This is a genomic window from Massilia sp. LMS1-1-1.1, from assembly GCF_040815535.1.
Classification (GTDB): Bacteria; Pseudomonadota; Gammaproteobacteria; order Burkholderiales; family Burkholderiaceae_D; genus Janthinobacterium; species Janthinobacterium aestuarii.
Window position 1 is genome coordinate 366,761 of record NZ_JBFPNG010000056.1, and the last position, 26,697, is coordinate 393,457.

27 protein-coding genes are annotated in these 26,697 nt (G+C 62.8%); 12 read left to right on the plus strand and 15 right to left on the minus strand.

The genetic code is table 11. From position 1 onward, the window contains the following. The first annotated feature begins 18 nt into the window (after positions 1 to 18). The gene (locus MRBLMS1_RS26265) at positions 19 to 1,806 is read left to right on the plus strand and encodes an EAL domain-containing protein (protein WP_485883341.1); all 1,788 of its coding nucleotides are present in this window, start codon (positions 19 to 21) and stop codon (positions 1,804 to 1,806) included. Between the two features lie 25 nt (positions 1,807 to 1,831). Here MRBLMS1_RS26265 and MRBLMS1_RS26270 read toward each other — a convergent pair whose 3' ends face one another. From MRBLMS1_RS26270 to MRBLMS1_RS26290, 5 genes are all read right to left on the minus strand, one after another. Then, positions 1,832 to 2,260 carry a DUF6386 family protein gene (locus tag MRBLMS1_RS26270; RefSeq protein ID WP_485883139.1) on the minus strand — a complete coding sequence of 143 codons (429 nt, stop codon included), beginning with the start codon at positions 2,258 to 2,260 and terminating at the stop codon, positions 1,832 to 1,834. Further along, complete coding sequence (locus MRBLMS1_RS26275; RefSeq protein WP_485883141.1) at positions 2,257 to 2,733, minus strand: DUF4262 domain-containing protein; 477 nt, start codon at positions 2,731 to 2,733, stop codon at positions 2,257 to 2,259. The genes MRBLMS1_RS26270 and MRBLMS1_RS26275 overlap by 4 nt, the downstream gene beginning before the upstream one ends. A gap of 102 nt (positions 2,734 to 2,835) precedes the next feature. Beyond that, on the minus strand, positions 2,836 to 4,224 hold the full coding sequence (locus MRBLMS1_RS26280) for a tetratricopeptide repeat protein (RefSeq protein WP_485883143.1): 1,389 nt from the start codon (positions 4,222 to 4,224) through the stop codon (positions 2,836 to 2,838). 176 nt (positions 4,225 to 4,400) lie between these two features. Beyond that, positions 4,401 to 5,030: a 3'-5' exonuclease gene (locus tag MRBLMS1_RS26285; RefSeq protein WP_170846245.1), complete on the minus strand. Its 630-nt coding sequence runs from the start codon at positions 5,028 to 5,030 to the stop codon at positions 4,401 to 4,403. 38 nt (positions 5,031 to 5,068) lie between these two features. Further along, positions 5,069 to 6,319, minus strand: a complete 1,251-nt coding sequence (locus MRBLMS1_RS26290) for an Hsp70 family protein (protein WP_139091813.1) — start codon at positions 6,317 to 6,319, stop codon at positions 5,069 to 5,071. Between the two features lie 179 nt (positions 6,320 to 6,498). On the opposite strand from MRBLMS1_RS26290, the gene MRBLMS1_RS26295 reads away from it, so the two are divergent. The 3 genes from MRBLMS1_RS26295 to MRBLMS1_RS26305 all read left to right on the plus strand — a co-directional run bounded on the left by MRBLMS1_RS26295 (position 6,499) and on the right by MRBLMS1_RS26305 (position 9,729). Then, a complete protein-coding gene (locus tag MRBLMS1_RS26295; RefSeq protein WP_485883146.1) occupies positions 6,499 to 7,539 on the plus strand; it encodes an Ig-like domain-containing protein in 1,041 nt (346 codons plus the stop codon). Beyond that, positions 7,536 to 8,465: a hypothetical protein gene (locus MRBLMS1_RS26300; protein WP_485883148.1), complete on the plus strand. Its 930-nt coding sequence runs from the start codon at positions 7,536 to 7,538 to the stop codon at positions 8,463 to 8,465. The genes MRBLMS1_RS26295 and MRBLMS1_RS26300 overlap by 4 nt, the downstream gene beginning before the upstream one ends. A gap of 238 nt (positions 8,466 to 8,703) precedes the next feature. After that, complete coding sequence (locus MRBLMS1_RS26305) at positions 8,704 to 9,729, plus strand: LacI family DNA-binding transcriptional regulator (RefSeq protein ID WP_223279010.1); 1,026 nt, start codon at positions 8,704 to 8,706, stop codon at positions 9,727 to 9,729. A 166-nt stretch (positions 9,730 to 9,895) separates the two neighbouring features. Here MRBLMS1_RS26305 and MRBLMS1_RS26310 read toward each other — a convergent pair whose 3' ends face one another. Beyond that, a complete protein-coding gene (locus tag MRBLMS1_RS26310) occupies positions 9,896 to 10,315 on the minus strand; it encodes a YidB family protein (RefSeq protein WP_034751100.1) in 420 nt (139 codons plus the stop codon). Positions 10,316 to 10,573: 258 nt separating this feature from the next. Between MRBLMS1_RS26310 and MRBLMS1_RS26315 the strand changes: the two genes are divergently transcribed. The 3 genes from MRBLMS1_RS26315 (at position 10,574) to MRBLMS1_RS26325 (ending at position 12,150) form a co-directional block, all read left to right on the plus strand. Beyond that, positions 10,574 to 10,786, plus strand: coding sequence for a hypothetical protein (locus MRBLMS1_RS26315; protein ID WP_034751103.1), 213 nt, complete (start codon positions 10,574 to 10,576; stop codon positions 10,784 to 10,786). A gap of 109 nt (positions 10,787 to 10,895) precedes the next feature. Beyond that, on the plus strand, positions 10,896 to 11,603 hold the full coding sequence (locus MRBLMS1_RS26320) for a hypothetical protein (protein WP_485883152.1): 708 nt from the start codon (positions 10,896 to 10,898) through the stop codon (positions 11,601 to 11,603). Between the two features lie 73 nt (positions 11,604 to 11,676). Further along, positions 11,677 to 12,150 carry a DUF6328 family protein gene (locus tag MRBLMS1_RS26325; RefSeq protein ID WP_485883154.1) on the plus strand — a complete coding sequence of 158 codons (474 nt, stop codon included), beginning with the start codon at positions 11,677 to 11,679 and terminating at the stop codon, positions 12,148 to 12,150. 9 nt (positions 12,151 to 12,159) lie between these two features. Here MRBLMS1_RS26325 and MRBLMS1_RS26330 read toward each other — a convergent pair whose 3' ends face one another. Continuing rightward, entirely contained in the window at positions 12,160 to 12,618 is a 459-nt protein-coding gene (locus MRBLMS1_RS26330; RefSeq protein WP_230516428.1) for a DUF421 domain-containing protein, read from the minus strand. A 455-nt stretch (positions 12,619 to 13,073) separates the two neighbouring features. On the opposite strand from MRBLMS1_RS26330, the gene MRBLMS1_RS26335 reads away from it, so the two are divergent. The 3 genes from MRBLMS1_RS26335 to MRBLMS1_RS26345 all read left to right on the plus strand — a co-directional run bounded on the left by MRBLMS1_RS26335 (position 13,074) and on the right by MRBLMS1_RS26345 (position 16,035). Beyond that, positions 13,074 to 14,291, plus strand: a complete 1,218-nt coding sequence (locus tag MRBLMS1_RS26335) for an MFS transporter (protein ID WP_082127815.1) — start codon at positions 13,074 to 13,076, stop codon at positions 14,289 to 14,291. 167 nt (positions 14,292 to 14,458) lie between these two features. After that, entirely contained in the window at positions 14,459 to 15,199 is a 741-nt protein-coding gene (locus MRBLMS1_RS26340) for a HipA family kinase (RefSeq protein ID WP_456149592.1), read from the plus strand. Beyond that, on the plus strand, positions 15,196 to 16,035 hold the full coding sequence (locus MRBLMS1_RS26345; protein ID WP_485883157.1) for a DUF3037 domain-containing protein: 840 nt from the start codon (positions 15,196 to 15,198) through the stop codon (positions 16,033 to 16,035). Before MRBLMS1_RS26340 ends, MRBLMS1_RS26345 begins: the two co-directional genes overlap by 4 nt. Positions 16,036 to 16,136: 101 nt before the next feature. Here MRBLMS1_RS26345 and MRBLMS1_RS26350 read toward each other — a convergent pair whose 3' ends face one another. From MRBLMS1_RS26350 to MRBLMS1_RS26365, 4 genes are all read right to left on the minus strand, one after another. Beyond that, complete coding sequence (locus MRBLMS1_RS26350; RefSeq protein ID WP_485883159.1) at positions 16,137 to 16,835, minus strand: aspartate/glutamate racemase family protein; 699 nt, start codon at positions 16,833 to 16,835, stop codon at positions 16,137 to 16,139. Positions 16,836 to 16,957: 122 nt separating this feature from the next. After that, on the minus strand, positions 16,958 to 17,473 hold the full coding sequence (locus MRBLMS1_RS26355; RefSeq protein WP_485883161.1) for a hypothetical protein: 516 nt from the start codon (positions 17,471 to 17,473) through the stop codon (positions 16,958 to 16,960). A gap of 25 nt (positions 17,474 to 17,498) precedes the next feature. Further along, positions 17,499 to 19,034, minus strand: coding sequence for a hybrid sensor histidine kinase/response regulator (locus MRBLMS1_RS26360; RefSeq protein WP_485883163.1), 1,536 nt, complete (start codon positions 19,032 to 19,034; stop codon positions 17,499 to 17,501). Between the two features lie 11 nt (positions 19,035 to 19,045). Beyond that, positions 19,046 to 19,876 (minus strand): alpha/beta fold hydrolase, encoded by an 831-nt coding sequence (locus MRBLMS1_RS26365; RefSeq protein WP_485883165.1) that lies wholly within the window; start codon positions 19,874 to 19,876, stop codon positions 19,046 to 19,048. 249 nt (positions 19,877 to 20,125) lie between these two features. Here MRBLMS1_RS26365 and MRBLMS1_RS26370 point away from each other — a divergent pair, with 249 nt between their 5' ends. Both MRBLMS1_RS26370 and MRBLMS1_RS26375 read left to right on the plus strand, forming a co-directional pair. Further along, positions 20,126 to 21,385: a PepSY-associated TM helix domain-containing protein gene (locus MRBLMS1_RS26370; RefSeq protein WP_485883167.1), complete on the plus strand. Its 1,260-nt coding sequence runs from the start codon at positions 20,126 to 20,128 to the stop codon at positions 21,383 to 21,385. A 291-nt stretch (positions 21,386 to 21,676) separates the two neighbouring features. Further along, on the plus strand, positions 21,677 to 23,980 hold the full coding sequence (locus tag MRBLMS1_RS26375; protein WP_485883169.1) for a TonB-dependent receptor: 2,304 nt from the start codon (positions 21,677 to 21,679) through the stop codon (positions 23,978 to 23,980). Here the strand turns inward: MRBLMS1_RS26375 and mdcH are convergent. Genes mdcH through madL form a run of 4 tightly spaced genes read right to left on the minus strand, consistent with a single transcriptional unit; the run spans position 23,977 to position 26,678 of the window. After that, positions 23,977 to 24,915 carry a malonate decarboxylase subunit epsilon gene (mdcH, locus tag MRBLMS1_RS26380; RefSeq protein WP_485883171.1) on the minus strand — a complete coding sequence of 313 codons (939 nt, stop codon included), beginning with the start codon at positions 24,913 to 24,915 and terminating at the stop codon, positions 23,977 to 23,979. The two genes, MRBLMS1_RS26375 and mdcH, sit on opposite strands and share 4 nt — an antisense overlap. Then, positions 24,912 to 25,520 carry a malonate decarboxylase holo-ACP synthase gene (locus tag MRBLMS1_RS26385; RefSeq protein ID WP_485883173.1) on the minus strand — a complete coding sequence of 203 codons (609 nt, stop codon included), beginning with the start codon at positions 25,518 to 25,520 and terminating at the stop codon, positions 24,912 to 24,914. The genes mdcH and MRBLMS1_RS26385 overlap by 4 nt, the downstream gene beginning before the upstream one ends. Continuing rightward, the gene (gene madM / locus MRBLMS1_RS26390; RefSeq protein WP_485883175.1) at positions 25,520 to 26,284 is read right to left on the minus strand and encodes a malonate transporter subunit MadM; all 765 of its coding nucleotides are present in this window, start codon (positions 26,282 to 26,284) and stop codon (positions 25,520 to 25,522) included. The genes MRBLMS1_RS26385 and madM overlap by 1 nt, the downstream gene beginning before the upstream one ends. Beyond that, the gene (gene madL / locus MRBLMS1_RS26395; protein WP_485883177.1) at positions 26,277 to 26,678 is read right to left on the minus strand and encodes a malonate transporter subunit MadL; all 402 of its coding nucleotides are present in this window, start codon (positions 26,676 to 26,678) and stop codon (positions 26,277 to 26,279) included. The genes madM and madL overlap by 8 nt, the downstream gene beginning before the upstream one ends. Between the last annotated feature and the right edge of the window lie 19 nt (positions 26,679 to 26,697).

Below are 26,697 nucleotides of genomic sequence, written 5' to 3' on the forward strand. Positions count from 1 at the left end.
AAGCCGCCATCGGCAAGCATGACCATCGAAGGGACGGATGCCTTGCACGACATCCTGGCGGGCCGCAAGCTCAGCGCGCTGTTCCAGCCCATCATCCACATGCACAGCGGCGACATCATCGGCTACGAAGGCTTGATACGGGGGCCGTCCGACAGCCCCCTGCACGCGCCGATGAATCTGTTCAAGGTGGCGCGCGCGCATGACCTGACCCTGGAAGTGGAGCACCTGTGCCGCCAAGTGGTGCTCGAACGCTTTGCCGAACTGCAGCTGCCGGGCAAGCTGTTCCTCAACGTCAGCCCCGAATGCCTGCTGCTGCGTAATGCCCGCCATGGCGAAACCCTCGAATATATCGAGCACATCGGCATCAACCCGGACCGTGTCATCATCGAGCTGACGGAAAACCAGCCTACCTACGATTACGAGCTGATGCGCGAAGCCGTGCTGCATTACCGTAACATGGGTTTCCAGATCGCCATCGACGACCTGGGCGAAGGCTTTTCCAGCCTGCGCCTGTGGTCGGAACTGCGCCCGGAATACGTGAAGATCGACATGCATTTCATTCAGGGCATTAACAACGATCCCGTGAAACTGCAGTTCGTGCGTTCGATCCAGGAAATCGCGGAGAAATCGGGCACCCTGGTGATTGCCGAAGGCATCGAGGCGCAGACGGAATTGCTGGTCTTGCGTGACCTGGGCGTGGCGTTCGGGCAAGGCTATCACCTGGGCCGGCCCAATGCGGTGCCGGCGCGCGCCCTGCCGGCCGAAGTGGTGCAGGCGCTGGGGCGCAATGGCGTGGCCGTGTATCCGCAGCGCAGCAGCCTGGAAAAGAATGGCGCCAGCATCCGCAAGCTGCTGCACAAGGTGGCGGCCGTGTCGCCGCAGCTCAACAATAACGAGGTGTACGATATTTTCCTGAAGGAACCGAAGCTGATGATCATCCCCGTCGTCGACGACGGCGTACCGCTGGGCCTGATCAGCCGCTTCGAAATGATCGACCACTTCGCCCGCCCCTACCAGCGCGAACTCTATGGCAAGAAATCATGCAGCCTGTTCATGGATGCCACGCCCCTGATCGCGGACCACGAGACGAGCTTGCAGGAACTCAGCTACACGATGGTGCAGTCCGATGCCCACCACCTGTTCAACGGTTTCATCATCACCGAGCACGGCCGCTACCTGGGCATGGGCACGGGCCACGACCTGATGCGTGAAATCACGCAGATGCAGATCAACGCGGCCCGTTACGCCAACCCGCTGACGCAACTGCCAGGCAACGTGCCCATCAACGAGCATATCGACCGTTTATTGCACAGCGGCAGCCGCTTCTGGGTCTGCTATTGCGACCTCGACCACTTCAAGCCCTTCAACGATGTGTACGGCTACCGCAAGGGCGACGACGTGATCCAGCTGACGGGAGAAATCCTCAGCAGCCATTGCGACCCGAACCGCGACTTCATCGGCCACATCGGCGGCGACGATTTCATGATCCTGTTCCAGAGCGAAGACTGGGAAACGCGCTGCCAGGCCATGCTGGACGACTTCGCGGCCGCCATCCTCGCCTACTACAGCACGGGCGACTGCGAACGGGGCGGCTACATCAGCGAAGACCGGCAAGGCAAGAAAGTATTTTATTCGTTGATCAGCCTGTCGCTGGGCGTCATCAAGGTCGAGGCGCACCAGTACTACACGCACCATCAGATCGCCACGCAGGCGGCCGAAGCAAAGAAGCAGGCAAAGAAAATCCACGGCAACAGCCTGTTCCTGGACCGGCGGCAAGGCGCGGGCGTGGCGCGCATGGATGCCTAGCCAGGGGCAATACGCCTACGCAAGATCAAATACGCACGAGCTCGACAAACGCATTGCCGCTGCGCGTAGCAGGCACGAATGCCAGGCTGATGTGCGCACCATCGCGGCGCGCCTGCACGCGGTAGCTGCCTGCGGGCAGGTCCACGAACAGTCCTCCATACGCCGTGTCCGGTTCCAGGCCGCCGCCCGTGACGTCTTCCCCCGCGCCGATGAAGACGCGGCCCGAAACGACGGCAAGATGCACGTTCACCTGCGGCTCGGCAAGTTCGGCGTGCAAGGCAAGTTCATACGCGCCATCGCCGCCCACGTTGAAAAACGCGACTTGCCCCGCATTCACGGCCGCCAGTTCGGCGCTGGGGATGCTCCACCAGTCGCAGTCATCTTCCAGCTTGTGGCGCAAGAGCGCAGGGTCGAACACGCACACGGTTGCCGTCCCCGTCACAATGGTCGTCATGTGGCCAGCGGCGCCGATCCCAGCAGGGGCTGGCTCTCCACATATTGCGCGCTCGCTTGCGCCTGCCATGGGAAGTGGCCATCGCGCGACGGCCAGACGATCTGGTACAAGATAAAATCATCGCCCTGGTAATACCAGCGCGCATAGCCGACATAGTCGCGGTATTGCTCGACGGGCACGCGCACGAAGGCGCACTGATGGCCTTCCAGCAAGGCGTCCGTGGTAGTCGTGAAATCCGTGATGGCACCGCTGCGCGCGGCGTCCAGCGCCACGTCGAGTATCCGGTGGGCCATGGAATGGGGCAAGCCCATGATCAGGAATTCAGGCTGGCCAAAGCTGTGGCCAGCGCCTATGGTAAAAGCATAGCCGGGACCTTCTTCATCGGCACCGATATGCACGCCATGCCAGCCATGCGTGGCAATGTCGTCGATGACTTTTTGCTCGGATGCATCCTCGCCTGCCTGCCTTACCATGTTCCACCTTTCACCGTACCGAAAAACCGTGCCGCCTTGGCGACATGCCTGCCGGCAATTATCGCATGCGGCACGCGTCCATGCGCGCACGGTGGCGGCGCTTCAGTCGGGCGGCTGCAGCGGAGGAAAGCGCACCTGGTGCCATTGCAGCATGCGCTGCTGCGCCTCTTGCAGCTGTGCCGGCTCCAGCCGGGTGGCAGCCGCTTCCCTGGCCCTGGCCGCCCCGCCATCGCCACCCTCGGCCGCCAGCGCCAGCCACATGTAGCCGCAGACGGGGTCCCTCTCCACGCCGCGCCCGCTGTTGTACATGCCGCCCAAGTTGTACTGGGCCAGCGCATGGCCCTGGCCCGCCGCGCGCGCATACCATAGCACGGCAAGGCCATCGTCTTGTGGCACGCCATGGCCGTTCGCATACATGACGCCCAGGTTATTTTGCGCGCTGGCATCGCCCTGCTCGGCCGCCGTACGGTACCAGCGCACGGCGCACACCTCGTCGCGCTCCACGCCCTGGCCATTCGCATACATCACGCCCAGGTTGAACTGCGCATTCGACGCGCCCTGGGCCGCCGCCCTCGCATACCAGTCCAGCGCCTGGCGCAAGTCGCGGGCGACGCCGCGCCCGCCCGCAAACATGCCGCCCAGATTGTATTGCGCCATGCAATGACCTTGCAGGGCGGCACGCCGGTACCAGGCGATGGCGCGCACCTCGTCCTTGTCCACGCCCTGGCCGCGCGCCAGCATCAGGCCCAGGTTGAACTGGGCGTCCGCGTCATCCTGCTCGGCCGCCCGCTGCAGCCAGGCATAGGCGCGCAGCTGGTCGGGCGCCACGCCCAGGCCTTCCGCATACGCCACGCCAAGTTGCCGCTGCGCCACGGCCAGGCCCTGGGCCGCGGCCTGGCGGAACCAGGCCAGCGCCTGCGCATCGCTCTGCACCACGCCCTGCCCCCGTTTGTAGACGAGCCCCAGATTCAGCTGTGCCTGCGCATCGCCTTGCAAAGCCGCCTTGCGGAACCACGCCAGGGCCAGCGCATCGTTCTTTTTCGCCCCCAGACCCTGGGCATACGCTTCACCCAGCAGAGATTGCGCGCTGGCCACGCCCTGTTCGGAGGCGCGGTAAAACCACGCCAGGGCCAGCTCGTCGCTCTGCAGCACACCGCGTCCCTTGCGGTACATCTGCCCCAGGTTTTGCTGGGCCGAGGCATCGCCCTGGGCGGCGGCGCGGCGAAACCACAGCACGGCGTCGGCGTCGCTCTGCGCCACGCCGCGGCCGTGGTAATACATGGCGCCCAGGTGATTTTGCGCGAACGCCAGCCCTTGCAGCGCAGCCAGGCGTAGCCAGACAAAGGCACGCGCGTCGTCCTGCGCCACGCCTTCGCCCTTCTTGTACATCAATCCCAGGTTGAACTGGGCGTAGGCATTGCCCTGCTCGGCAGCCGTGCGGAACCAGATATACGCCTGGTGGCTATCTCTGGCAGTATGGTGCTTGTCCATGTGCGCCCCCGTCCACATCGCGCTTGCCGGCAGCACGCGCAAAACGGCGGCCCAGGGCGGCGAAATCGTGTGTTGCTTAAATTTTAAATTCGCTGTGGGGGAAGGACTTGAGCAGGCTCAATAGAAATAACAAAATTATATCGTTTTGATGAGCCCGCTTAGAGGGGAAACGGCGCTCAGCGGCGCGATGGATGCTTTTGCAGGAATTGCGGCACCTTGGCGGCGGCCAGCTTGTTCAGCGACACGAGCAAGTCGGCGTCGACATCGGCGATGCCGTAGCTGCTGCGCAAATGGCGGCCGATATGGATCAGCACTTGCGCCGCCACTTCCGCATCGGACTCGGCCCTGTGGGCGGCGCTCTTGAAGGCGATGCCCAGCTGGCTCGACAGCAAGCCCAGCTTGTAGCTGGCCATGCCGGGAAACACGCGGCGCGACAGTTTCAAGGAACACACGAGCGACTGGTGCGCCGGTGTGAGGTTCAGCCTGGCGCTTTCCGCGCGCAGGAATTTTTCATCGAAGCTGGCATTGTGCGCCGACAAGGCATCGCTGCCGATGAAATCCAGCAATTGCGGCACCACTTCGGCCACGGGCGGCGCCTTGTCGACCATCGCCTGCGTGATACCCGTCAAGCCCGTGATGAACGAGGGGATGCGCGCATTGCAGTTGATCAGGGTCACGTAACGGTCCGTGATCCGCCCGCCCTCGATGCGCAGCGCCGCCACTTCCGTGATGCGGTCGCCCATGTCGGGCGACAGTCCGGTCGTCTCGAAGTCGATCATGACGATCGGTTTGTCAAACACATTCATGAAGTCAGGCTCTTTCTGCGATGCTGCGGTGGACCAGCTTAGCCGAACTTGCGCACGGCGTCCAGCGCAAGACCTGCGCCGATACTGCCGAACAAATCGCCTTCGACCTTGCGCGCGGCCGGCACCAGCGCCGCGATCTTTTCGCGCAGCAGGCGCACGCCGCTCGATCCACCCGTGAAGAACACAGTATCGACGGCTTCCGGCGCCACGCCCGCGTCGCGCAGCAGACGCAGCACGGTTTCTTCGACGGAACCGCACAGGTGGCCGATGGCTTCGTCGAACTGCGTACGTTTGAGCAACAGGCTTTGCGCGGGCGACAAGCGGTCCAGCTCCAGCTGCACTTCGGCCGCGTCGGACAGGGCAATCTTGCCCTCTTCCACTTTCATGGCCAGCCAGTGGCCGGCGCGCTCGTCGATCAGCTTTTGCAGACGCCCCATCTTGTCTTGCTCGCGCGCATCGCGGCACACGTCGGCCAGCTGCACCCAGATTTTCTTCGTGTAGGCCAGATTGATCGTGTGCCACGTCGCCAGGTTGAAATAATAGCTGGACGGCACTTCGCTATTGTTGTTCAGGCGGCTGCCATAGCCAAGCAAGGGCATGACGGACGACAGGCTCAGGTATTTATCGAAATCCGTGCCACCGATGTGCACGCCGCCCGTGGCGAGGATATCGTCACGGCGCTCGGCCTTTTTCGCCCGTTCCGGCGACAAACGCACCAGCGAAAAGTCGGACGTACCACCGCCGATGTCGGCGATCAGCACCAGCTCTTCCTTGGCTATCTGCGACTCGTAGTCGAACGCTGCGGCAATCGGCTCGAACTGGAAGGCGACGTCCTTGAAACCGACGGAACGGGCCACTTCGGCCAGGGTGTCCTGCGCCAGCTGGTCCGCTTGCGCGTTGTCGTCGATAAAGAAGACGGGACGACCGAACACGGCGGACGAGAATTCGCGGCCGGCGGACTGCTCTGCGCGGCGTTTCACTTCACCAATGAATTGCGCCAGCAACATACGGAACGGCAGCGCGCGGCCACCGACTTCCGTCTGGCCATCGATGAGGCTCGTGCCCAGCAAGCTTTTCAGCGAGCGCATCAAGCGCCCCTCGTAACCGGCCAGATAGCCGGCCAGCGCCGCGCGGCCAAAACTGACTTCCTCGTCTTCCGCATTGAAGAAGACGACGGACGGTAAGGTCGTCTTGCCATCTTCCAGGCCGAGCATGGTGCTCTGCCCTGGACGTGCCCAGCCTACCGTGGAATTTGACGTGCCGAAATCGACGCCGCAAGCATTGGCCATGTCGACCCTTCCCTGAATAAAGGGGCGTTATGTTATCAGAAGGCAGGCTTTTGCACCAGCAAAACCCGTTCAGCCCGGTCAACAGCATAAGCTTGCTTTGCATCAAGTACCAACCACACGCAAAAGATACTCTTGGGAAATTAACGCCGAGCAACTCGGCCAGCTCCCGGAGACCCATCGTGCCCCATGCTTCCCTGCGCCACCTGCCAGCAGCTTTGCTGGCCGCCTTCCTCGTTTCCCTGGCCGGCTGCGGCGGCGGTTCGGCCGACACCCAGGCCGGCGCCGGTTGCGGGCTGCACAGCACGGCAGGCTGCGGCGGCAGCCCGCCGCCGGTCGTCAATCCGCCCGTGACGCCTCCAGTGACGCCGCCCGTGATTCCGCCCGTCACGCCGCCCGAACCGGCCAGCCTGGCCAGCGCCGTCAACCTCGTGTTTTCCAGTACGGAACTGGCCTCGGCGGGCCTGGCCGGCGGCGAGGTGGCCGTCACGGCTCTCGTCAAGGATGGCGCCAATCTCGCCTTGCCCAACGCGAAGATTTCCTTTGCCGCCGATTCCGGCATCCTCGGCAGCGTCGACGCCGTGACGGACAAGAACGGCCAAGCGCGCGCCCTGCTGGGCACGGGAGGCGCCAACAGCAACCGCAGCATCACCGTAACGGCCAATGTGGGCACGCGCAGCGGCAAGGGCACGGTGGCCGTGACGGGCAGTACTGTAGAGCTGCTGGGGCCGGCCGCCCTGATGCTGGGCCAGAGCGCCGACCTCACCGTCACCGTGCGCGACTCGGCGCGCAAGCCCGTGGCCGGCGCCGCCATCGCTTACAGCACGGGCACCGGCAACGGCGTACGTGTCAAGGATGGCGGCGCGGCGCTCAGCAATGCGCAAGGCCAGCTGGTGCTGCGCCTGACGGCAAGCAGTCTGGGCAGGGACGCCGTGTCCGTCAGCGCACTGGGCGCCGCCGCCACGCAGCCTTACGCCGTGGCGGGCAGCGACCTGCGCCTGAGCCCGGCCGTGGGCCAGGATGCCAGCGGCGCGGACGTGCTGGCGGAAGTGGCCACCCTGGCATGCCAGCCCATCGACGCACGCTACGACAAGGCGGGCGTGGCGCAAACGGGCAGCGCCAGCCTGTCGAGCTCGCGCGGCAGCCTGTTTGCGGACATCGCCTGCAGCCAGGCCTTGCCCACCAGCTTGGTGTTCAGCAATGGCAACTTGCCGCGCCATTGAGCCCTGCCAGCAAGCTGGCCGTGCAAGCGGATCCGGCCGTGCTGCGCGCCAACACGGCGGCATCGGCCGACAATGCCAGCGCCAATATGAGCACCATCAGCGCCGTGGTGCGCGATGGCGCGGCCAACAACCTGGTCAAGAACGCGCCCGTGCTGTTTACCATCTTGAGCGACCCCAGCGGCGGCTACCTGCGGCAGGCGGGCCGGGTGCTGACGGGCAGCGACGGCCTGGCGCGCGCCGAGTACGTGGCGGGACCGGCCGACAGCGGCCGCGACGGCGTGCTGATCCAGGCCCGCATCGAGGGGGCTGCGCAAGCGGCGGCCACGGCCCTCGTGCACCTGACGGTGGCGCGGCAAGCGCTGTCGGTCAAGCTGGGCACGGGCAGCCTGCTGCGCGAGTATTCGGCCAGCGTGCTGCAGAAGGACTTTGCCGTGTTCGTGTCCGACAGCGCCGGCAACGCCGTGCCCGGCGTCGCCATCACGGCCGCCGCCTGGCCCAGCCGCTATGCCAAGGGATACTATGTGTGGCAAGCGGACAAGCCCGAGTTCCCCGACACGGGCGTCTGGCGCCTGGCCCTGCCCAATTACAGCTGCGCCAACGAGGACGTCTTGCGCAATGGTATTTTTGACGCCGCCTACGATGGCAACGGCAATGGCGTGCTCGATCCGGGCATTCCCCTGACCGTCAGCGCAAGCGGCCTGAGCGACGCGCTGGGCATGGCCACCGTCACCGTCAGCTATCCGCGCAACTTCGGTTCCTGGGTACGCATCGCATTGACTGTGCGGGGCACGGTCAGCGGCACGGAAGCGAGCGCCACGACGGACTTGCCCTTACCCACCCTGGCCAGCGATTTCAGCGCGCGCCGCGTGGACCCGCCGGGACGCCTCAGCCCCTATGGCGGCGGCCCCTGCGACAGTCCAGATTAAGAAGCAAGCATACCACTTGCCATTAAATCAAATTATTTGCAACATGGATAAGAAAACAGTCTTGCCACATGGAAATATTTTCGCTATGCTCATTTTTCCCGCCCAGGCCGCCACAAGCGGCCGGGCCTGCAGGAATACTTTGAGACAGGTTGCTTGCCAGACCAATATGCGAAAAAAGAATACTGTAGCCCGGACACCCAGCACCACCGCCCGCCCCGTATCCAGCGCCGGACGGCGCGTGACCTCGTATGACGTGGCCCTGCTGGCCGGCGTGTCGCAATCGGCCGTGTCGCGCTGCTTCAAGCCGGGCGCCAGCGTCTCGCCAGCCACCCACGCCAAGGTCATGCAGGCGGCCATCAGCCTCGACTACATCCCCAACGCGGCCGCCCGCAGCCTGATCACACGGCGCTCAAACCTGGTGGCCGTCATCATTTCCAACCTGGCCAATCTGTACTATCCGCAAGTATTGTCCGACCTGAGCCAGCAAATCGCCCGCCAGGGCAAGCGTCTCTTGTTGTTTACCCTCGAGCGCGAAGCGGACATCGGCAAGGTCTTGTGCGATGTGTGGCAGTACCAGGTCGATGGCGCCATCGTGGCCGCCTGCCTGTCGGACGAACAGATGGCCGAATTCGGCCGGCGCGACGTGCCGCTGGTGCTGTTCAACCGCAGCCCGCGCGAGCACGCCGTGCATGCCGTGCTGTGCGACCAGGCCGAAGCGGCGCGCCTGCTCGTCTCGCGCCTGGCCGAGGCGGGCCACCGCCAGTTCGCCATCATCGACGGCCCCGGCGACTCGGCCGTCGCGCAGGAACGCAAGGCCGGCATGCTGGACCGTTTGCTGACCCTGGGCTTGCCCGCGCCCATCGTCGTCAGCGGCAACTACGATTACGCCAGCGGCGGACGCGGCTTGCGCAAGGTCATCGACCGCCTGGGCCGCGTTCCGGACGCCGTCATTTGCGGCAACGACATCATGGCCATCGGCTGCCTGGACACGGCGCGCCACCAGATGGGCATCGAGGTGCCGCTGCAGATGTCGGTGGCCGGTTTCGATGCGCTGGAAGCATCGGGCTGGCTCAGCTACGACATCACCACCCTGCGCCAGCCCGTGCAAAAGATGGCCACCGATGCCGTCGCCATGCTGGGCGAACTGATGGAACGGCGCGGCGGCATCGCCGAGCGGCGTCGCTATTGCTCGTATCTGGTCGAAGGGAGTACGGCGAGGCTGACTGCCGAGCAGCCATATTTCGGCATGATGGCCGCCGCCTGAAAAACGCCCGTGGCGTTGTTGCCTGCCCCTCGCTGTACTATTCGTACTGTCTTCGGGGCCGCGCCTAGCCACAGGCGTTTTTCAGACGCTCGCACTTCTCTGCCAAAAACCTTGCACATAAAAAACCTCGCATTGCTGCGAGGTTTTTCATTTCAAGGCCAGGGAATCAACCGAAGATCTTGCCCTTGAGCATATTCAAGCCTTGGCTGACGAGGTCATTGCCTTCCGGTACCTGACCATCAGGGGTCAGTTTGTCGATCAGCTGGGGCAGCAAGGCGGCCAGGCCGCCCGAGGCCGCGTCCGGTGCGACGCCCGCTTTTTCCGCGATCTGGGTGATCGTGTCGCTACCGAGCGCATCCTTGATCTGTTCGCCGGAGACAGGCGCATTGGCACCCGTGCCGATCCAGCTGGCCACCTGGTCGCCCAGGCCGCTTTCCTGGAATTTCTGCAGCAGGCCGGGCAAGCCGCCATGCTGGTTGACCAGGTCCATCACACTGGCCATCAATCCCGATGGGGCTTCCCCGTCAGCACTTTTGTTGCCCAAAGCGCTCATCGCCTGTCCTGCAAGTTGATCTAGCAAACTCATCGTATTCTCCTGAACGCTATCGATTGGTGCCGCGTGACTGCGGCGTCGGTATGGCGCAGACCATTCTGCGCCACGGAAATCATTATACTATGAATAATAAAAATGCTATAATTGCAATCTTGAGACGAACGCACAGATCGCCTCACTGTCGAGGCATCCACCTCCATCATATTTAGTTCGGCACAACTTGCAAGCGTAAATTGACAGTTTGCAAAAACGTGTAGAATTAATTTTCCACTTACTGAGGAGTATCAACACATGAACATCAATAAAGCGGTAGACAAGGCTTACGAAAAAAAGACCTTCAAGGAAATCGCTGATGCACCCGTCGATGCGCTGCAAGGCGTGAGCGAGAAGGATGCGGAGCTCCTCAAGCAAGCGTTCAATATCAAGACCGTGCGCGATCTGGCGAATCTGAAATACTCGAAGTGGGCACGCGCCATCGTTACCCTGGCCGATACGGAAGAATAAACCGGGCCATGCCGCAGGCATTCCCCTCAACACAGCCCGCCCCAGTCGGCGGGCTTTTTCATTCCGGCCCACTATCGGCTCGCAAGCCGATAGCCGCGCGGAGGCGCCGTTGACCACGCCGCTGACCCTGCCCGGCATCTGCTGGCCCCTGCAAGCGAGCACGGGCCACCTTGCCGTCACCACGCAGCACATCACGGGCCACTTTCGCGCCGGCGCGGGCGAAGACGCCATCATCGTGTGCGATCTGCTGGCAGCCGGAAAGTTCCGCAACGGCGCGGCGCGCCACTGGTGCCGTACGCACCAGTGCTACTGGGGCGCGCAGGCCGACGTGGCCGACTGGCAGTCAACGGGGCAGATGCGTTGCCGCCAGCACGCCAGTCCCATGGGCTATGTGCTGTATCCGGCGCTGTTCGATCCCAGCCAGTTTCACGCCACGACCTTGCGCACGGAGCAAGATGGCTTGCTGCAACTGCGCGCCAAGGCCGATGACGGCGGCGCCCTGCTGGCGCGCGATGCGGCCGCGCTGGCCATCGACTGCCGCGCCCTGCCCGGCCTGTTCCCGCCCGACGTCGTGCAGCTGAACATCACGCCACCGGCCGCGCAAGCGTTCACCGCCGCCTTGCAGGCAGGCACGCCGCTGGACTGCAGCGACTGCGCCCGCTGCGGCCATCCGCACCTGGACCTGGGCAGCTTCGCGCTGGCGCCGCACCGGCGCCACAGCTGCGGCCATTGCGGCCACGACGCTTCGCACAGCGCAACTGCCATCGTCTCGACGCCCCTGTGGCGGCTGCGCCTGCGCTACGCGCAATGGTTCTGAAGGTGCGCCCGCCCACAGTCGGCCTGGTCGCTTGTGCGTAGACTGGCCCCATCACCACCACGAGGACGCCCCCATGCTACAAACGCAACACCAGGACGAAAACGGCCAGCCAGGCGACGAGGGCGATTTATCCGACCTGCTCAGCGAATTGCGCATCCTCTTGCCGGGCGCGCAGATGCTGACGGCCTTCCTCATCATCCTGCCCTTCAACGGCGGCTTCGCGAAGATCGTGCAGGCGGAAAAAGTCGTCTTCCTGCTGACGTTTTTCCTGTCCATGACGAGTCTGGTACTGCTCAGCGCGCCAGCCATCCAGCACCGCGTCATGCGCCCCCTGCAAGACCGCGAACGTTTCAAGCGCGTGGCCGACCGCATCATGATGTGCGGCGCCTTCTCCCTGGCGCTGGCGTTTATTCTGGGCACCAATCTGGTGATGTCTGAAGTGTTCGGCCATATCGCCGGCATCATCGCCGGCGTGCTGATGGGGTCACTCATCATTTGCATGTGGTGGTGGCTGCCCCTGCATTTGAAGAACAGCAAGAAAATCTGATCCGGCCGCTTACTTTTGCAGGATGGTGATCTTGCCGTCCGCTTCCAGGAACGCGCATTTCATGTCCGCCAACGGACAATCAGCCTCGCGCAGCGCCTGCTCGACATCGCCGCCGGCCACCCGGCATTTCTTGACGACATCATCAAAAATCTTGCCGTCGCGCCCCAGCAGCACAGGCGTGCCGTCGACCAGGTCGGCGAACTTGCGGCTGCGTGAACTCAGCCATGCGATCAGCATATTGAGGCAGATCAAAGTCAACGCCAGGACAAGGCCGGCGGGAACGGATTCGTCGCCGCCGGACAGGGAATTCGATACCGCCTCGCTCAGCAGCATGACAACCAGCAAGTCGAACGGCGTGAATTGCCCTACCGTCCGCTTGCCCGTCATGCGTACCATCAGCAGCAAGGCAAGGTAGATGATGACGGCGCGCGCCACCAGTTCCCACACCGGCACATCCATATCGAACATGGCAATCCTCCCTACACGTGATTGCCTTATTTATACGTCTTTTTGCTCCGGCATGGCCACACCGGTGGCCTGCTCCAGCGGGTGCGCGGCGGGGATGGCCAGCAGCATGGGCTCGCTCAGCATTTACGGGCGAAGCGCTGCAGCAAACCTGGTCTGCATTACAGCAAGCAAGAACCAATTCCACCACAGCCGCGCATTCTTCGCCCGCCTGTGACGGAATCGGACAGATTCCGTGTTATCGTTAACAAAGAGCGCAGGCGTGGCTGGGTGCAGTGCAGCATATTTTGGCCGGCTCCCGGCAGAACTTGCCCGAATCTTTTACAATGTTATCTTTGGGCAGCTCATATAGCCCGAAAATACCGGCCAGCCGTCGATTCTGGCGGCGCATTGCCGCTTCCGGCTGAGCCACAGCACGCCTCTTCACCCTGTCGTATCCTTATCCAACTAACAAGAACATGCACGCATCCGTAGACCCATTGATACCGCGCGTCACCGCGCCTTTTGGCGCTGGCTATGCCGACCTGGCCCTGGCCATCGGCGGCCTCGCCATCGGCACGGGCGAATTCGCCTCCATGAGCATCCTGCCCGTGGTGGCCGACGACCTGGGCACGACCCTGCCGCAGATGAGCCACATGATCAGCGCCTATGCGCTGGGCGTGGTCATCGGCGCGCCCCTGATCACGATCTTCCTGGCCCGCATGCCGCGCCGTTTGATGCTGATCTGCCTGATGCTGATGTTCGCTGGCGGCAACCTGCTCAGCGCCATCGCTCCCAACTATGGCTTGCTGGTCGTCGCGCGTTTTGTCGCCGGCATCCCGCACGGCGCCTATTTCGGCGTGGCGGCGCTGGTGGCGGCCGCGCTGGCCGAACCGGACAAGCGGGGCCAGGCCGTCGCCCGTGTCCTGATGGGCTTGACCGTGGCCAATATCTTCGGCGTGCCGCTGGCCACGTATATCGGCCAGACCCTGGGCTGGCGCTCGGCCTTTTTGCTCGTCGCCGCGCTGGGCCTCTTGACCATGCTGATGGTGCGCATCTTCGTGCCCATGGTCGCCGCTGGCGACTCGAGCCCGCGTCGCGAACTGGGCGTGTTCCGCCGCCTGCAAGTGTGGCTGACCCTGCTGATGGTGGCGATCGGCTTCGGCGGCATGTTCGCCGTCTACACGTTTATTACGCCAACCTTGCTGGAAATCACGAAAGTGTCGCCCCTCGTCATTTCCATCTTGCTGGCCATTATCGGCGTCGGCATGACCGTGGGTAATCTGATCGGCGGCTGGCTGGCCGACCGCTCGCGCCTGTGGACCATCTTCGGCGTGCTGCTGTGGAACGTGGCCGCCCTGGCCGCATTTACCTACACCAGCAGCAATGTCTGGCTGACGGCCATCAACCTGTTCGCCATCGGCGCCGGCATCGCCGTTGCCCCCGCCGTGCAGACGCGCTTGATGGACGTGGCCGGCGACGCGCAAACCGTGGCCGCCGCCCTCAACCATTCCGCCTTCAACATCGCCAACGCCCTGGGCGCCTGGGCCGGCGGCATCGCCATCGCCATGGGCATGGGCTTGCGCTCGACGGGCTGGGTCGGCGCCATGCTGGCCTGCGGCGGCATCGTCGTGCTCGGCATTTCCGTGCTGGTGGAAAACCGCAGCCGCAATGTGGGCGGCGCGCAGCCGGCTTGATGCTTGCGCATAGGCATGATAATTTTCTTTGTATAGTTATCATTTCCTATATCATGGATAAAGATCGGATCTCGCAATTCCTGCATATCCGATTTCTTTACATGATGAAGCGTGCAAGCCATGAACAAAGCAATCATCGTCAGGTATAAATCTGAAAGCTGCCATCTGTGAATGCGGCGACCATCTTCATTGACGAGGTTCTCGGACGAGCGCAGCAAGGCATAACCGAGCCGTTTATTTGCCGAGGCGACGACGGAGCGATTTACTTTATCAAAGGCAAGGGAGCTGGTCGGCGTAGCCAGATTTGTGAGTGGGTTTCGGCGCAGCTGGCGACCGAATTTGGTCTTCCTATCGCGGAATATGCATTGGCCGAAGTAGCTGAGGAGCTCATTGAGGCAAATGCATTTCCAAATATTAGCCAACTCGGTAGCGGGATAGTCTTTGCGTCGAAAGAGCTTCCTCATCCACAAGAGCTGACAGCGATCACACGAGACCTTGTGCCAGATCAAGTGGCAAGCGATGTGTTGGTTTTCGACTGGTGGTTGCATAACGAAGATCGTCATTTAACTGCACGCGGCGGCAATCCTAACCTGCTGTGGGACATGCAGAGTTCAGCATTGGTCGTGATCGACCATAACCAAGCCTTCGATCGCCATTTCGACCCACGCAACTTCCTGAAAACGCATGTGTTTTCGAGCAGGTGGAATGACATTTTTAGCGACCATTTTCAGCGCGAACACTACGCAAGGAAGTTGGCGGCAATTTTGCCAAAATTAGCGGATATCCGTGCTAACATACCTGACTCTTGGTGGTATGTTGATGAGGGCGTCCCGGCAGATGTGACGTGGGATGAAATCGAAGCATGTCTGCAACGGTGCCGCCGAGAAGATTTTTGGAATACCCCATGAAAAAGTTCGCCTGCCAATATGCTCTTTTGCGATTTCGCCCGTTTGTCGAAACCGGAGAGTTCGCCAACGTCGGTATTGCGCTGATCGCCCCCGAAGCGCGCTTCTTTGGCTTCCGCATACTGAAACGGTATGCCCGTATTACACAGTTTTTTCATCAGCTTGACCGTCAAATCTACTTGGATGGCCGCCAACTTTTTAAAGAAGAGATGGATCGCTTCGCTGTCGAGCTTCGGCGTTTGGCATTGGATGGGCGAAAAACACAGCCTGATGTAGTGCTCGCAAGAAATCTGTTTGCTGAAGTGGTTCGCCCACGAGAAGCCATGCTGCAGTTTGCCGATCAACGCGTCGTTATGGCGGAGGATCCAAAAGCCAAACTTCTGCAGCTATTTGATCACTATGTCGAACGCAACTTTGTAACCAAGGAATATCAGGAGCGTTTATTGGAAAACAATGTTCGCAAACTCCTCTTCAACGCGCAAGTCGGAGCACGATATCAACGTGAAAAGGTTGGCACGGAAGATTTCGCCGTAAACTTCCCCTTTGTCGACATGGTTGAAGGCAAAGCTGAGCGAGTTATCAAGCCGCTTTATCTTGCCCAAGGCGATAGCACCAAGATCCTTACGCATGGCGGTCAATGGGTTGATAAAGTACGGCGCTTACGCAAACGCAATGCATTACCACCAAACGTCTTGTTCCCGGTCACTCAACCGGCAGCCAACACCAAGCCCTATCATGCATTCCAAGAAATTATGCAAGATTTGCTGGCAGAAAATGTACAGGTAGTGGCTGCGGACGATGAACGCCAAATTCTCAAGTTCGCTACGGACAGAAGCTGACTATATCTGATCATAGTAGCGATCTTGAAGGTGGGAGTACCGTTCAAAGTGCCCGTGAATGGCCAAGGTCACTATCCATAGCGCACGGATTGACAGGCGCCCTACTCTGCGACAGCAAACGCCACCGCCGCCTCGCAATGAATGGCCGTGGTATTAAATAACGGCAAGTCAAACTCGCCGGGGTTGACCAGCAATGGAATCTCCGTGCAGCCCAGAATCACGCCCTGCGCGCCTTGCAGCCGCAGTTTCTCGATGATGCCTAGGAAGATGTTCCGGCTGGCATCGGTAACAATATTCTGTACCAGTTCCGTGTAGATAATGTCGTGGACGACTTCCTGATCGGCCGCATCGGGCGTCACCGTGGCGATGCCAAAGCGCTCCAGCGCATCGTGATAAAAGCGGCCTGCCATGGTCTGTTTGACGCCCAGCAAGCCCACCTTGCACACGCCCGACTGCTGCACCCGCTTCGCTGTTTCCTCGACGATGCTGATGAAAGGCAAGCCGATCCGCGGCACGACGGCCGGCGCGAAGCGGTGCGCGCCATTCGCGCACAGCAGGAAAAAATCCGCACCCATGCCTTGCAGGCGCCGCCCTTCCTTGACGAGGAATTGCTCGATGGCGTGGGAATCGGCTTGCGCCGCGTGCGCCACGAAATCGGCCTGATCGATGCTGACCAGCATGATGCGCGCGCTATGCGCTGGACCGATGCGCGCCACCAGCATTTCATTGAGCAAGCGGTAGTATTCCAGGGTGGAAGCCCAGCCGATGCCGCCGATCAAGCCTATCGTTTTATGTTGCACGTCTATCCTGGCAAAAAAGAGTTTCGTACATTGTATGTCACGCGTATCCAGACGACGGCAGAGAAGCACGCAGCGCTGCCGCCATCCAGATGGCGCGGCACCTTGCCGTCTACCCTCCGTATCTACCTGATGTCATGGCCATTGGAGGTCTGCCGCCGGTAGTCGCGCTCAAACGCGGCCAGGCTCTCCGCCTGCGCCCACAGGCTGGCGATATAGCGAAATTCATCCTCGAACGGCTGCTCGAAATCGGCCACGTCCGTCGCATACTCGCAATTGCGGCTCAGCATGACCAGCCAGTCGGGATAATCGAGCGCCGGGTACAAGCGGGTCAAGATGGCATCGAGCGACTGCACGCTTTCCCGGCCGGCAAGGTAGGCGGCGCGCAACTCGACGATGTATTTGCCAGCAAGGAATTGCTGATCGAGCCTCTGCGCACCCCGGTAGCGCTCGATAATCATGTCGGCCAGCGGCAGTACCTCGTCAACACCCCGGGCACTGGCCAGCAGCACGACCTCGAGGTCGTCGCCTTCCTGGTCCAGACGCAGGCGTTCCACGGCCCAATCCACGCAGCGGTCCGCCGGGACGAAACCCATGCGCAGCTGGAAAACGGCAATTTCCAATTCTGTCAGTTGTTGCATGCCATTCATTTTGCTGATGCCCTCCTCACTCCGCCCGCAGCATCTTCTGCAGCACCGCATCGAGCTCATAAAAATCCACGGGCTTGGTCAGGTGCAGATCGAAGCCCGCATCGGATGCCATCTGGCGATCCTTGTCCTGGCCCCAGCCCGTGACGGCCACGAGGATGGCGTCCTTGCCGCAGGGTTCACTACGCAACAGCCGTGCCACGTCGTAGCCGTTCATGTCCGGCAAGCCGATGTCGAGCAAGATGACTTGCGGCATGAACACTTGCGCGGCCGCCATGCCGGCCGGGCCGTCATAGGCCGTGCGCACTTCATAGCCGAGGATGTCGAGCGCCAGCGCCAGGCTTTCGGCCGCGTCGGCGCTGTCGTCGATAACCAGCACCTTGCCCTCGCGCGTGCCAGCCAGCAAGCGGCGGTTGGGCTCGGGCGGCGCTTGCAGCGGCACGGCGGGCAGCGGCAGGCGCAATATGAAGGTGCTGCCCAGCCCCACGCCATCGCTGTGCGCGCTGATGCTGCCGCCATGCAATTCGGCCAGGCCGCGCACCAGCGACAGGCCGATGCCCAGGCCGCCCTGTGCCCGCGACAGGGCCGGCTCCAGCTGCGAAAACATGTCGAAGACCTTGTCCAGGTGCTCGGGCGCGATGCCGATGCCCGAATCGCGCACGGTAATGTGCACGTCGTTTTCCGTGCATGCCACTTCCAGCCCGATGATGCCGTTGGCGGGCGTGTACTTGACGGCGTTGGTCAGCAGGTTGGTGATCATCTGCCCCAGGCGCGTGGCGTCGGCGTCGAGCCAGATGGCTTGCGGCCATTGTTCCACGTGCACCGCGTGGCCGGACTGCGCGGCCAGTTCCGCCACGCTGTGCAGGGCCGCTTCCACCACGGGGGCCAGCTCCACGCTGGCGCGGCGCAGTTCCAGGCGCCCCTGCGTGATGCGCGACACTTCCATCAAATCGTCGACCAGGTGCGTCATGTGCGCCACTTGCCGGCCAAGCACGTCGCGGGCCCAGCGCAACTGCGGATCGTCCAGCTGCGCCAGGCGCAGCACTTCCAGCACATTGCGCATGGGCGCCAGCGGATTGCGCAACTCGTGCGCCAGGGTCGCCAGGAACTCGTCCTTGCGCCGGTCGGCGGCCGCCAGCCGCTCGTTGAGTTCGCCAGCCTCCTTGCGCGCCAGCTGCAGCTGCTGTTCGTATTTGCGCCGGTCGCTGGCGACAAAGACGGCGATCTCGTCATAACGCACGCCCTCGTGCACGCGGCGCACGGCGTTGAACAGCATCGGTATGGATTGCCCCTGGCGCTGGCGCATGTCGAGCAGAATTTCCGACACGCTGCCCTGCACCTGCATCAGCGGCAGCCAGTGCGTCTGGTGGAACACGCGCCCGCCGATGGTCAGCAAGTCTTGCAGTTTCTTTTTCCCGAGCACTTCCGCGGCGCCATAGCCGAGCCAGCCGCAAAAGGTGGCGTTCGCCTGCACGATGGTGCCGTCGGCCGTGCACAGCAGCAAGCCGCAGGCCGCGTGCTGGAACAAGGTACTGGTATCAGGCAAGGAAGGCATGGTGTCGCGCATTACAGGTGCAGGCCGTCGAGAAAGCGGCGGATGGCGCGGTAACTGGCATCGGGCGCGCTCATGTGCGGGCAATGGCCGACATTGTCGACCACGTGCAGGCTGCTGCGCGGCAGCATCTCGCGCAAGTACTCGCCCACGGATGGTGGCGCGATGAAGTCGTCGCTGCATTGCACGATCAAGGCCGGCGTGCTGTTGCGCGGCAAGATGGCGCGGTGGTCGGACAAAAAAGTGGTTTGCGCGAAATGCCGGGCAATGGCCGGATCCGTGCGGCAAAAACTGTTCACAAGATCGTCTCCCAGCCCCGGCTGCCCGGGCGCGCCCATGATGGCAGGTGCCATGCTGGCGGACCAGCCCAGGTAATTGCTGTCCATGGCATCAAGCAGGTCGTCGATATCGGCACGGCTGAAGCCGCCCCGGTAGCCAGCCGCCGCATCGTCGACATAGCACGGCGACGGCGCCAGCATGACTTGCGCGGCGAACAAGTCCGGCTCGGCAATCGTGGCCAGCAAGGCGCTCATGGCGCTGACGGAATGACCGACGCAAATCACGGGACCGCCGCCAACGGCATGGATGACCTGGCGCAAATCGGCGCCATGCGCATCGAGCCGCGCATAGCGATCGAAATCATAGGCGCCCTGGTCGGAAGCGCCACTGCCGACCAGATCGAACAGCACGGTGCGGTAGTGCGGACGAAACAGGGGCTCCAGGTAGCGCCACATGGTTTGATCGCAGCCAAAACCATGCATGAACACCATGGTGGTTGCCGCGCCCGCCTGCGCCGTACCGCTGCGTTCGCTCACGCGGACATTGTTCCGATCTTCTATACGCATGCCGCTTTAACCTTGAATATTTCCATGTGGAATGTAAATTAACTTCTTGCTAGCATCTTAGCATGCGCCATTTGACTCGAGGCAACACCATTGGCGCTGGACAAACGCCACGCCACGGCGGATAATGAGAACGATTCCCATTATCAAAATAACAGGCCTGTACCAGGCCCATACTTGGCTTTTCCCTGTGCGCCCCAGTGGCGCCCGCTGGCGGCAACAAGCCGGTTTTATGTTGAAGGTTTGTACCGCATGCGCGCTTTCTGGACTGTCATACACCGCTGGGCCGGCCTCACCATTGCCCTCTTCCTCATCGTCGCGGGCCTCACGGGCGCCGTCACGTCGTGGGACCACGAACTGGACGAATGGCTCAACGCCGACATCATGGAAACGCCAGGCCGCGGTGCCCTGCAGCCGCCGTTCGTGCTGGCGCAAAAAGTGGCCGCCGCCGACCCGCGCGTGGAAGTCAATTACATGACCCTGGGCCTGGAAGAAGGCCATGCGGGTGCCTTCATGGTGCGCCCGCTCACCGATCCGGCCACGAACAAGCCGTTCGTGCTCGACTACAACACCGTCTACATCGATCCCGTCACGGCGCAGATCACGGGCACGCGCGATTCGACGGCCATTTCCCTGTCGCGCCGCAGCCTGATGCCATTCTTGCGCCACCTGCACTACAGCCTGCACGTACCCGCCTTCTGGGGCACGGACCGCTGGGGCTACTGGCTGATGGGCACGGTGGCCCTGATCTGGCTGCTCGACAGCATGGTGGCGTTTTATCTGACCACGCCGCGCCGCTTGCGCCCGCGCGCGCATGACGAGGCGCCGCGCCACCGCGACGCCGCCAACTGGTGGCAGCGCTGGAAACCATCGTGGGTGGTGCGCTGGGCGGCCGGCGGCTACAAGCTCAATTTCGATTTGCACCGCGCGGGCGGCCTGTGGGTGTGGGCCATCATCATCGTCGTCGCGTTCACGTCGTTCTCGCTGAACCTGTACCGCGAAGTGTTCTATCCCGTCATGTCGCTCGTCTCGACCACCACGCCGGGTCCGTATGAAACGCAGACACCGGCACCGTACGGCACCTACATCACGCCCGTGATCGGCTTCGAGCAAGCCGTCGCCATCGCCAAAAAGCAGGCCGTGCAGCGCGGCATCACCTCACCCATCGGCGGTATTTATTACGGCGGCAATTACTCGTTCTACAACGTCTCCTTCTTCGACCCGGCCGATGAATTCGGCACGGCCGGCATGGGCTTGTCGAACCTGTACGTCGACGGCATGGACGGCAGCATCATCGGCCAGCACAAGCCATGGGATGGCACAGCCGCCGACGTCTTCGTGCAACTGCAATTCCCCCTGCACTCGGGCCGCATCCTCGGCATGCCGGGACGCATCATGATGTCCTTCATGGGCGTGATGGTGGCCATGCTGTCCGTGACGGGCATCGTCATCTGGGAAAGAAAGCGGCGTTCGCGCCGCCTGCAGGCGAAAAAGCCCCAGCAATCCACCTGAAGCAACCGCTTCACAAGGGCGCAGGCGGACTCCTTCGGCCTGCGCCGCACACGCGCAACTAATAATAGCGGCCATCCCACCTCCGCACTTTGCTACACGGTAGCCGGCACATGCCGGCTGTCCGCGCTGCGCTTTCCGCTCGACTAATGCAGTTTACTTGCAATAGCATTAGGCACCAGCTATTATTGCAACTCAATTGCATCTACACCTTCGCGCTGCGCCTGCGTCCAGCGCCAGCATCCCATACGCCTTTTAGAGAGTCCTATGCGCCATCACGTATTCGCAGCCGCCATGCTGTCCACTGCCCCGCTCGCTTACGCGGCGGACGACGTCACATTGCAAACCATCAAAGTCCGCGCGGACAGGCCTTCCAGCATCGACAGCGTCGTGCTGGTCGAAAATACACAAGCGCAGAACAGGACCCTGGGCGGCATGCTCGAGCATGTCTCGGGCGTGCAAAGCAGCGCCTTCGGCCCGAATGCCGGCGCCCCCGTGATTCGCAGCCTCAGTGGCAGCCGCGTGCAAATTCTCGAGGATGGCCAGTCCATCCTCGGCATGAATGCGCTCAGCGGCGACATCAACATCCCGTTCGATCCGCTGTTTGCGCGCAGCGTGAGCGTGAACAAATCGTCCGACAGCGTACGTTTCGGCGGCAATGCGATCGGCGGCAGCGTCGACGTCGATTCCGGCCTCATTTCCAGGAAGATGGAGAGCAAGGAGAAAGACCTGGAGCTGGTGCTGCGCAAGGGCTTCAACGATGCCGACGCGCAAGGCTTGCGCATGAATTTCAACGATGGAAAGCGCTTCTCGACGAATCTGCAGATGTCATTCCAGAAGATCGGGCACTACGATATTCCTGGCAACAGCAAGGCCGGCGTGTGCAACAGCCAGCTGTTCCCTTCGAGGGGCGGCGTGAATACCTTCCTGGCCGACAGTTGCCAGAAAGAAGCGCGGATCCAGCAAGTCTACAACAAGGCTTCGCAACCGTTTATCGACCAGTTCATGACGGAAAATCCTGACTGGGCGGATGGCGATTTTTCCTTCTATACGAATCAGCCGACGTCCGTATGGCAGCGCAAGACCTACGTCAATCCGGCCAACCCCGCTTACGTGCCGGGTACGCCAAAGACGGTGCAGAACAAGATCAACAAGGACGTGACACCCGATTACCACGGCACCCTGGGCAACAGCCATGCCAGCAATTCCCACTTTGCCGTCGGCAGCACCTATTTTTTCGATCGCGGCCACGTGGCCGTCAGCCTCGACACCAAGAATAGCGACTATGGCGTGCCGGGCTTTTCCATGGAAAACAAGTCTTTCGGATCGAATTATGACGAGGGGTTGCCCGTCGGCGTCGTGGTCAGCCAGGATAAATATGCGCTGGAAGCCACCCTGCGCGACCCCGTCGCGTATATGGAAAGCGCGCAGCTGCGCGTGTCGCGCCTGAACAATACGTCTGGGGAACGCCTGGGTGCGGCGAAGGCGAATGACTACCGCTTCGACACCAATCAAGCCGAGCTCCTGCTCGCGCACCGGCGCGCGGGGCCATTGAGCGGCGTGCTTGGCCTCAGCCATCAATCCCGCGACGTCACCGGCAGCGGGCCGCAGCTTTACCTTCCCGATGCGAGCACGGCCAGCAGCGCGCTGTTCGTCAAGGAAAGCCTCGACGTCGATTGGGCCACCTTCGATGCGGGTTTTCGCCATGAAAAAGTCGAGCACGACATCCGCCAAAGCGGATTCAAGACGTCAAGGAATGCGAAAAACGCCAAACTCGAGGACAGGTCGTTCAGCCTGAACAGCTATAGCCTGGGGGCCTCGGCCAAGCTGGGCCAGCTGTTCGGTGCCAAGCTGCGCCATGCCTCGTCGGAAAGAGCGCCCGACGTCAACGAATTGTATGCGAGCAACCGCCACTATTCGATCATGACCCAGGAAGAAGGCAACCAGGATTTGAAGGCCGAGCGCGCGCGGAATACCGAGCTTACCGGATTGTTCGGCCATCGCGGCTTCCAGCTGTCCGCCACCGGCTACATCATGAAGTATGAAAACTTTCTGTACCTTGGCCACTCGGGCCTGCAGACGGCCAACCGCCTGCCATTGAAATATTGGAAGCAGACCGATACGACGGTCAAGGGATTTGAGATCGACGCCTCGCAGCTCATTCAGCTTGGCGGCTACGGCAAGCTGAACCTCTCCGCCTTTGCCGACCTGGTCAAGAACAAGGCGGACAATCCGGACAAGCTGCGTGCGCACAACGACGGCGCCTACCTGCCCAACATGCCCACCAACCGCTATGGCGCGAATCTGTTGTGGGAAAACAAGGGGTGGAAGGGCAGGCTTTCCAGCACCTGGTATGACAAGCAGAAGTACCTGGGCAAGAGTGTCAGCGAGGAAGTGCCGCTCGACGGCTACACCATGGTGAACTTCCAGGTGAGCCGCGCACTGCAGGTGCCGAATTCGCCGTTTGCCGGCATCGACGTGTTCATCAGCGGCACCAACCTCCTCGATGACGATGCCAGGCCGCACAACTCCCCACTGAAATACATCGCGCCCTTGCCGGGCCGTGGCTTCCAGATTGGACTGAGCGCCAGGCTCTAAGGCGCGGCGCGGTCCCGCTCCCGCCTCACCATCGCAAGCAGGCTGTCGCCCCGGTTGCCGTCGCAGCAGACGGCCACGCCATCCGTAAAGTCTGGCGCCGTCAGCCGCGTCAGGACGCTGCCGGGCGGCATTTCCAGCGCCAGCCGTGCGCCCCGCTCCCACGCCAGGCGCACGGTACTGCTCCAATGCACGCGCTGCGCCATGTTGGCGGCCAGGCTGTCGCGGATGCGGGCCGGGTCGAACAGTGTGCGCGCCGCGCTGCTGTTCAGATAGACGAGCGATGGGCGGCGCACGACCACGCCATCGAAGGCGGCGGCCATATCGCCCGCGGCAGCGGCCATCAACGGGCAGTGCGACGGCACGCTGACGGCCAGGCGCTTGGCCTTGCTGGCGCCATGCGCGAGGGCCAGCACCATCACGGCGTGCAAGGCGGACTCGCTGCCGGCTATGGCGATCTGGCGCGGCGCGTTCAGATTGGCGACATACACGGGGGTTGCTGCGCCATGCACTTGCGCCAGCAAGGGTTCCAGCTGCGCCAGGTCCAGGCCGATGATGGCCGCCATGCCGTAGCCGGCCGGATACGCTTGTTCCATCAGCTCGCCGCGCCGCGCCACCAGGCGCACGGCGTCGGTGAAATCGAGCGCGCCGGCGACGACGGCCGCCGCATATTCTCCGATGGAAAAGCCGGCCACCATGTCGGGCAGCGCGCCGCGTGCGGCCAGGGAACGCGCCACCGCCACGCCCGCGATCAGCAAACACAGTTGCACGGCCCGCGTCGACGCCAGCGCGGCAGCCGTGTCCAGCGCCAAAGGATCGTGGCCCAGCACTTCAGCCGCTTCGGCCAGGGCCTCCGCCACGGCAGGATCGTCTGGCAACGCATGCAGCATGCCCGGAGTCTGGGCGCCCTGGCCGGGAAAGGTAAACAAGACGCTCATGCCAGCTCCCATGGCGTGGCCGTCAGCACCGGGCCGTGATCCGTTTTCAGCAAGACCCGGCCCCGCCCCGCCGCCCACTCGGCATACGCAAAGCCGCCACGGCCCGTGTCGATCTGCAGGTCCAGCCGGCACGCCGTGACAGTGGCCGCGATGGCGCGCAGGGCGTCGGCCTGGGCGCCATCGGGCGGCGCGCCGATGCGCAGCACGAGATCGAGGTCGCTGTCGGCGCGCAGCACGGGCAAGCCGCTGGCCAGCGCGAAACCCACGCCGCCCGTCGGCCCCCAAGGCCAGCCCGTGGCGTGAAGCAGCGGCGCTACCAGCCGCAGCGCGTCGAGCGCGGCGCAGGAAACATCCGGCACTGGCGCATGCGCCAGCATTTCCGGCGTCACACGGCGCACGACGGCGGCGGCATCCACTTCGAACGCATGCCGTTCGCTGCGCAGCCGGCCGCGCATGCCCACGGGGATGCGCCCGGGATCCGTGCCGGCGCGCCGCACCACGAGCGGCGCCGCCCGCAGCCAGGCAGAGTCGGCCCAGGCGGGCAAGGATGCGCCGTCCGGCAAGCCGTCCAACCACAGCAAATCATGCGCGCGCCAGGCTTCCATCAGGCCACCACCGCCTTGACGGCGAAGAACAGCAAGGACGGTCCCAGCAAGCAGCCCAGGCCCGTGTGAAACGTGGCCACCAGCGCGCCATACGGCACCAGTTTGCGGTCGGTGGCGGCAAGGCCCGCCGAGACGCCGCTGACGGTGCCGGCCAGGCCGCCGAAGACCATGGCCGAACGCGGCGTTTTCAGGCGCAGGAAACGCGCCGCGGCGGGCGTGCCCACCATCACCAGGATGGCCTTGATGAGACCCGCCGCGATGCTCAGGGCCATGACGTCCGAACTGGCGCCGATGGCCGCACCCGTGACGGGGCCGACGATGTAGGTGACGGCGCCGGCGCCGATGGTGGTCATGCTGACGGCGTCCGAATAGCCAAATGCATACGCGACGCCGGCACCGACGAGAAACGGCAGCACCACGCCCAGCATCAGCGCCACGACGCCGATCAGGCCAGCCTTGCGCGCTTCCGTCGCCTGCACTTCGAAGGCCGTGGCGACGATGGCAAAGTCGCGCAGCATGGCGCCGCCCATCAGGCCGATGCCGCCGAACAGCGACAAATCGGCCAGTCCCTTGTGGCCGCCGCTATGCTCGCCGCCCCAGTAAGCGAGCCCCAGACCGATCACGATGGCAATGGCCGAGCCATGCACGCGGCCGAAGGTCAGATACTTCGACAGCGCCACCGACAGCAGCATGACCAGGCCGACAAAGGCGAATGCCGTCACCAGGCCATTGTGGATGGCGGCTTTTTCAAAGAGCTCAAGCATGACGGTGCTCCTTGATCAGCATCGAGTCGGCTTCTGCGGCGGGGTTTTCCATCCTGTTAATCAGAGAAATGACGGCGCCGCAGACCAGCACGGAACCGATGGCGGCCAGCACGGCCACCGGCCCGCCGCGCAGGGCAGCCACCACGTCCTGCTGCGCGGCCATCGCCACCACCACGGGAATATACATGGCGCCCCAGTATTCGACGCCCCGCTCCGTCATCTGCGGCAGCCAGCCGCGCCGCTGCATGTAGAGACGGGCGCAGATCAGCAGCAGCATGGCGATGCCCACGCCGCCCACGTTGGTCTTGACGCCCATCAGCTGCCCGAGCAGGTCGCCCAGGAAGATGCCGAGCAAATGGCATAACGCCAGCAGTGCGGTTCCGTAAATGATCATGATTTGTCTCCGTTATAGG